Source organism: Sulfurimonas sp. (genome assembly GCF_027056685.1).
Lineage (GTDB): Bacteria > Campylobacterota > Campylobacteria > Campylobacterales > Sulfurimonadaceae > Sulfurimonas.
In genome coordinates, this window is sequence record NZ_JALUKE010000043.1 from 1 (window position 1) to 5568 (window position 5568).

The following is a 5568-nucleotide window of genomic DNA, read 5'->3' on the forward strand; positions in this document are numbered from 1 at the left end:
GGTCTAACAATTTTATAATAGCAAACTCCTTTTTCAAGTTCAAAATCATTTTGAATCTGTTTTGTTTTAAAGCGATTCTTTTTTTGAATAAACTCTATTTTTCTAAGAGATGGTACAAATGACTTATAAAGTAAAAATTGCTTCTTAACAACTATATTTCTCTCTTTTTTATTTTTTAAACTATCTAAAACATCTTGATTTTTAATAAATAAAGCTTTTGTAATATTCATATTCATTTCAGTAAAATGTCTTAGAAAACCATCTGTCGTACGCATAGATAAGTTATGCTCTAATGCTATTCGCTTATTAATTTTAGTTGCAGTCATAGTAGAGATAAAAAATATTATACCAAGGAGTGTTACCAAAAAGAGTGTTATTAAAACTATTTTTGCACGAAGAGAAGCTTTTTTATTTGTTAGCATTTTTCTACTTTTTTTTCACTATTATAGTGAGTTATAAATATAAATGCAATAATTCTAAATAATTTCGTCATTTAAACCAATAAAATATAAACTAGGATCTCGCACTAATAAGCAGAAAAACGCTGAAGTAGTGAAAAACACTTCCTCCAAGGACGAAGAGATGCCATACTGCGTGGTTAAGTTTCATACTATCTTTGACATAGAAAAAAATGCCTAAAGTGTAGGTTACTCCACCTGCTAAAAGTAAAGAGAAGAAAAGCCAACCTGCATGTGCGATGAGTGGCTGGTAAGCGATGATGATGAGCCACCCCATCAGAGCATAAAGTACCAAGGAAAAAACCTCGAATCTAGCTGGAAAAGCAAACTTCAAGTAAACCCCAAGCAAAGCAAAAAACCAAATAATACCAAGCAATATCCAGCCAAAAACACCCTGCACACCAAGGACAACAACTGGAGTATATGTTGCTGCTATAAGTATGTATATGGCAGCATGGTCAACAAGTTGCAGTAGTGATTTTGCTTTGTATTGAGGAATAGCATGATAAAGCGTAGAAGCACCATACATACTTAAAAGCCCCAAGCCAAATACAATGCTCGTCCATATTTTTTGCCCATCACCACTCAAAATGGAGAGCGTAAAAAGCACTCCAAATCCAAAAGTGCTTAAAAAAAGCCCAAATCCATGTGTAATTGCATGCCAAATCTCTTCAAAAATCGAAAAATCATTTATTTCTCTTTGCATATCTACCTTCCTTTTACATCTAGTTGCTATAATTATAGTATGAATTATCCAAATGAATGGACTCAAAAAGAGTTTTTAAAAAATAAAAAGAAGTTGCAAAAAGAAGGAGTGGATGTTGTGCTTGTCGATACCATCCTCTCCCCCATCGAAAAAGCTGAGACTATAACCTATAACCCCTATGAGATGAAAAAGTATCCTGATGGTACTGTTTTTGTCTTCTACTGCGATACAGGAAAAGCGACGCTCAATCGTCTCAAAGAGTATAGAGAGAAATTTCCACAACATCACTGCGTTTCACTTAAAGGTGGACGGGGATATTGGCGTAAGAATATGATGCTTTTGGATGAAAATGATAAGTAAAAAAACAAAAGAATATATACTCTGTCTCAAAGAAGAGCGCTACTACGATGCCCATGAAGCCCTTGAAAGCGTATGGTTTCCTCGTCGCTTTGAAGAGAGTGGCGAAGTTAAACTCCTCAAAGGTCTTATAAACGCAGCAGTTAGTTTTGAGCTTCATAAACGCGGGCGTACTCCCCAAAGTAAGAAGGTTTGGGCAAATTATTTGAAATACAGACAGGAACTATTTAAAACCGATTCCAAATACCTCAACGACTATTACAAACTTACACGATTTGTCGAAGAGATTCACAAAAATTCATTAAAAACTTTGTAATATAATTATTTTTTGTTAATATGCCTGCTATCACAACAAAAGGCATTCCAATGGAAAATATTGACATCCAAAAATACATAGATATGGCTGTATTGTACGCGAGCGAATATGGTTTCAAAATCATAGCTGCGCTCATTATCTTCCTTCTTGGTAAATGGGTAGCTAAAAAGCTTACTGCCTTTATCAAAAAAATGATGCATAAAGCAAAGATTGACAAAACACTTGTCGAGTTTAGTGAAAGCATCATCTACTTTACTCTGCTGTTGATGGTTGTCATTGCGGCACTAAACCAACTAGGTGTAAATACCACCTCGTTTGTAGCTGTATTTGGTGCAGCTACTTTAGCTATAGGTCTGGCACTACAAGGCTCATTTTCAAACATCGGTGCGGCAGTACTTATCATCCTCTTTCGTCCCTTTAAAGTTGGCGATGTTATAGAGACAGGCGGAGTAACAGGAGAAGTAACAGACATCAACCTCTTCTCTACCATTCTTACACCTGTTGACAAGCGTGTAGTCATTGTGCCTAACGCTTCCATCATTGGGGCAAATATTACCAACTTCTCAAATAGAGAGCAGCGCAGAGTTGACCATGTATTTGGCATTGGGTACGATGATGACCTTAAACTTGCAAAAGAGACGCTTATGGAGATAGTAAAAGCTGACAAACGCATCCTCAGCGAGCCTGAACCATTCATAGCAGTCAGCGAACTTGCAGATAGCAGCGTAAACTTCGTTGTGCGTGCATGGACACTTACAGATGACTACTGGGGCGTATATTTCGATATGCTTGAGAGTGTAAAACTGACATTTGATGAAAAAGGTATCTCTATTCCTTATCCTCAAATGGATGTACATACAGACAAACAATAGAGAACTCAATTTTAAAAACCAAGGAGAAAAATATGAAAAAAATTATATTGAGTGCATTTGCACTCTCAGCACTTACTATAGGCGCACAAGCAGCAGAGAAAAACCCTGATGCACTTGTTACACATACCGAAATGGGTTACATACAAACAGATGGAAATACAAAAACAAAAGCTTTCAATCTTGATGCAAATGTTAAAAAAGCTTGGGGAAAACACCAAGCAAGTCTAAAACTTGATGGACAATATGGAAGTGCTGATGATGCAGAAGTTAAAAATAAATATTTAATTGAACTCAATTATGACTATAGTTTTACTCAAGTCTTAGCTTTTAACTACCTTGCAGGGTACAAATCAGACAGATATGCAGGATTTGCATATCAAGCATATACTGGTCCTGGTCTAAAATTGCAAGCTATTAAAAATGATGCACACAATCTTGCTTTAAGCGGAAATATTCTCTACTCTTCAGATGAAAGTTATGCACAACCTAGAGATACAAATAATTATTCTGGGTATAGAGCAGAGCTAGTTTATGGATGGCAAATGCTTAAAAACCTAAAATTTACGCAAGAAGCAAGTCTAAGAGGCGATTTTGAAGACTCTAGCAACTATTTTGCTCACTCAAAAACAGCATTTGCAGCAAAAATTTCAGATATTTTTTCAGCAGGCGTAAGTTATAAACTTGATTATGTAAACAAACCACTTGCAGCAAAAACAACAGATTCTACTTTTACATTTAACTTGATTATGGACTATTAGTCCGTAATCACCTCTTCACTCTTTTACTCCACAAACTTATAAAAACATACGCAGCAAAGGCAATAAAACTAGAACTCAAAAAGAGATACGAAGGATAATACTCATAAATATATCCTGAGAGCATCGCTCCACTTAAACCACCTAAACCATAGCCCATTCCCGAAAAAAGCTGCTGCGCAAGAGATTTGTTTTTGTAAAGGTGAAAAAGGTAACTAATAGCTGCTGAGTGAAAGAGTGCAAAACTCAAAGCATGAAGTGACTGTGCAAAAAAGAGTACGGGTAAATTTGTAGCAAATGCAAAAACTAAAAACCAACGAAGCGTAGTAGCAAGCATAGTGAAGCGTATAATGTTAAGCAAATTTCCATAGAGTAGTTTTGCTTGAAAAAAGAACATAATTATCTCAATAAAGACGCCAAAACTCCATAAGTAAACTGTCATATTCAGGCTAATGCCATGGTCCGTTTCATAAATAGTAAAAAAATTATAAAAAGAACCAAAACTCATCTGAACAAGCACCAAGCCAAGCCACAACTGCCAATCTTTTATGATGCTAATGTCATTTTCACTCTTTTTTGTAACTCCTATCTGCTCTTTAGAAGAGAGTTGCTCTACTCTAAACGCAACCAGTGAAGTAATAAAAGTGAGTGCCAGCAAAAAATCAAGAGCAATGTATGCAGAGCTTAAAAATTTTACCAAAACAAGAGCAACAACGATAAATCCGACAGAACCAAAAAGTCTTGACTTCCCATAGCGCTCTTTACCTATGGAGTGCAAGGCAATGGTCTCTACAAATGGCAAAATAAGACTCATACCTACTCCCATAGCAATATTTGAGCAAAGAAGTGCATAAAAATGATGCAAGGAGAAGAAAAAAGAGAACACACTCAACACAACTAAGAAAAGTGAAGCTTTAAAAATAGTTGCACCCAAAGTGAGTCCACGCATAAACAGAAATGGAAGTACAAAACGAACAAGAGGAGCAGCAGCAAAGATGATGCCTATTTCACTCGCTCCGTAGCCTACACTACTTAAGACTTTGGGCAAAAAGATGATGTAAATCCCGACAATAGAAAAGTAAAAATAGTAAAAAAGTGATAATAGTTGAAACATAAACGCAAATATAGCATTATTTATAATAATTTATGTTAATATCTACGCATTATTTTTTTTAAAGGGAGTATTTGATGTTACTAGAGATGAAAGAGAATGACTTTATTGTATCTAAAACAGATACGAAAGGTCGGCTGACATATGTCAATGAAATATTTATGACTATGGCAGAGTACACAGAAGAAGAACTGCTGGGTAAACCCCATAACATAGTTCGCCACCCAGATATGCCAAAAACTGTTTTTAAACTGCTTTGGGATCGCATCCAAGCAAAAGATGAGATTTTTGCCTATGTTATCAACAAAACAAAAAATGGTAACGGCTACTGGGTTATTGCCAATGTTACCGCTTCAACAAACGACAGAGGCGATATTATTGGTTACTATTCAGTGAGGAGAAGACCAAAAAATTCTGCCCTTGAACTTATTAAACCACTCTATGCCAAAATGCTTCAAGCTGAACGCAGCGGCGGAATTGCTGCTGGAGAGAAAGTTTTAAACGATTTACTATATGAAAAAGGGGTATCTTATGATGAATTTATCATCTCTATTCAAAAATAAACAGGCACTTCTGCTTTTTGTAACACTACTCGGTGCTTCAATCTATGCTCTTGTAGTTGCAAATTATATTTTTGCAATTATTTTATTTATGCTTTTGCTTATCTCTTTGTTTACGCCTTCAGGTGCAGGAGCAGCAAAATCAACAGGTCTACTACATAGAATGAAAAAAGTTGTAGATGATGCAGCAAAAGGGAACCTTGAGGGGCGTATTACACATATTCCAGAAGATAATTCTGAAATATCAGCCTTTGCATGGTCTATTAATAATATGTTAGACCAGACAGAAGCCTTTATGCGTGATGCTACAACTACCATCGAAGCAGCTTCAAATGGTAAAACATATAGAGTTGCCTTTCCACAGGGTCTTCATGGAATTTATCACTATGCATCTTCAAAAGTTAATGCTGCCATTACTTCCATTGCAAGCGGA

Annotated in this window: 8 protein-coding genes and 1 pseudogene; 6 read left to right on the forward strand and 3 right to left on the reverse strand. The window is 35.8% G+C overall.

All coding sequences use genetic code 11. From position 1 onward, the window contains the following. A partial coding sequence (locus MVY38_RS01510; RefSeq protein ID WP_297482730.1) for a hypothetical protein occupies nt 1-422 on the reverse strand: 422 nt, incomplete at its 3' end. Between the two features lie 91 nt (nt 423-513). Beyond that, on the reverse strand, nt 514-1164 hold the full coding sequence (locus MVY38_RS01515; protein ID WP_297482733.1) for a hemolysin III family protein: 651 nt from the start codon (nt 1162-1164) through the stop codon (nt 514-516). Between the two features lie 39 nt (nt 1165-1203). Here MVY38_RS01515 and MVY38_RS01520 point away from each other — a divergent pair, with 39 nt between their 5' ends. The 4 genes from MVY38_RS01520 to MVY38_RS01535 are packed head-to-tail and all read left to right on the forward strand — an operon-like array spanning nt 1204 to nt 3467. After that, complete coding sequence (locus MVY38_RS01520; RefSeq protein ID WP_297482736.1) at nt 1204-1524, forward strand: hypothetical protein; 321 nt, start codon at nt 1204-1206, stop codon at nt 1522-1524. Beyond that, nucleotides 1514-1837, forward strand: coding sequence for a DUF309 domain-containing protein (locus tag MVY38_RS01525; protein WP_297482738.1), 324 nt, complete (start codon nt 1514-1516; stop codon nt 1835-1837). Before MVY38_RS01520 ends, MVY38_RS01525 begins: the two co-directional genes overlap by 11 nt. A 50-nt stretch (nt 1838-1887) precedes the next feature. After that, on the forward strand, nt 1888-2709 hold the full coding sequence (locus MVY38_RS01530; RefSeq protein ID WP_297482747.1) for a mechanosensitive ion channel domain-containing protein: 822 nt from the start codon (nt 1888-1890) through the stop codon (nt 2707-2709). A gap of 32 nt (nt 2710-2741) precedes the next feature. Beyond that, on the forward strand, nt 2742-3467 hold the full coding sequence (locus tag MVY38_RS01535; RefSeq protein ID WP_297482749.1) for a DUF481 domain-containing protein: 726 nt from the start codon (nt 2742-2744) through the stop codon (nt 3465-3467). A gap of 7 nt (nt 3468-3474) precedes the next feature. Here MVY38_RS01535 and MVY38_RS01540 read toward each other — a convergent pair whose 3' ends face one another. Next, complete coding sequence (locus MVY38_RS01540) at nt 3475-4578, reverse strand: MFS transporter (protein WP_297482751.1); 1104 nt, start codon at nt 4576-4578, stop codon at nt 3475-3477. A gap of 74 nt (nt 4579-4652) precedes the next feature. Between MVY38_RS01540 and MVY38_RS01545 the strand changes: the two genes are divergently transcribed. Both MVY38_RS01545 and MVY38_RS01550 read left to right on the forward strand, forming a co-directional pair. Beyond that, nucleotides 4653-5138 (forward strand): PAS domain-containing protein, encoded by a 486-nt coding sequence (locus MVY38_RS01545; protein ID WP_297482753.1) that lies wholly within the window; start codon nt 4653-4655, stop codon nt 5136-5138. Continuing rightward, nucleotides 5107-5568 (forward strand): annotated as a pseudogene (locus tag MVY38_RS01550) (chemotaxis protein); the annotation flags it as partial. The gene MVY38_RS01545 and the pseudogene MVY38_RS01550, both read left to right, overlap by 32 nt.

Coding starts and splice junctions, on each gene's coding strand:
- MVY38_RS01525 (WP_297482738.1), top strand. CDS start 1,514: ATGATAAGTAAAAAAACAAAAGAATATATACTCTGTCTCAAAGAAGAG.
- MVY38_RS01540 (WP_297482751.1), bottom strand. CDS start 4,578: ATGTTTCAACTATTATCACTTTTTTACTATTTTTACTTTTCTATTGTC.
- MVY38_RS01515 (WP_297482733.1), bottom strand. CDS start 1,164: ATGCAAAGAGAAATAAATGATTTTTCGATTTTTGAAGAGATTTGGCAT.
- MVY38_RS01535 (WP_297482749.1), top strand. CDS start 2,742: ATGAAAAAAATTATATTGAGTGCATTTGCACTCTCAGCACTTACTATA.
- MVY38_RS01520 (WP_297482736.1), top strand. CDS start 1,204: ATGAATTATCCAAATGAATGGACTCAAAAAGAGTTTTTAAAAAATAAA.
- MVY38_RS01545 (WP_297482753.1), top strand. CDS start 4,653: ATGTTACTAGAGATGAAAGAGAATGACTTTATTGTATCTAAAACAGAT.
- MVY38_RS01530 (WP_297482747.1), top strand. CDS start 1,888: ATGGAAAATATTGACATCCAAAAATACATAGATATGGCTGTATTGTAC.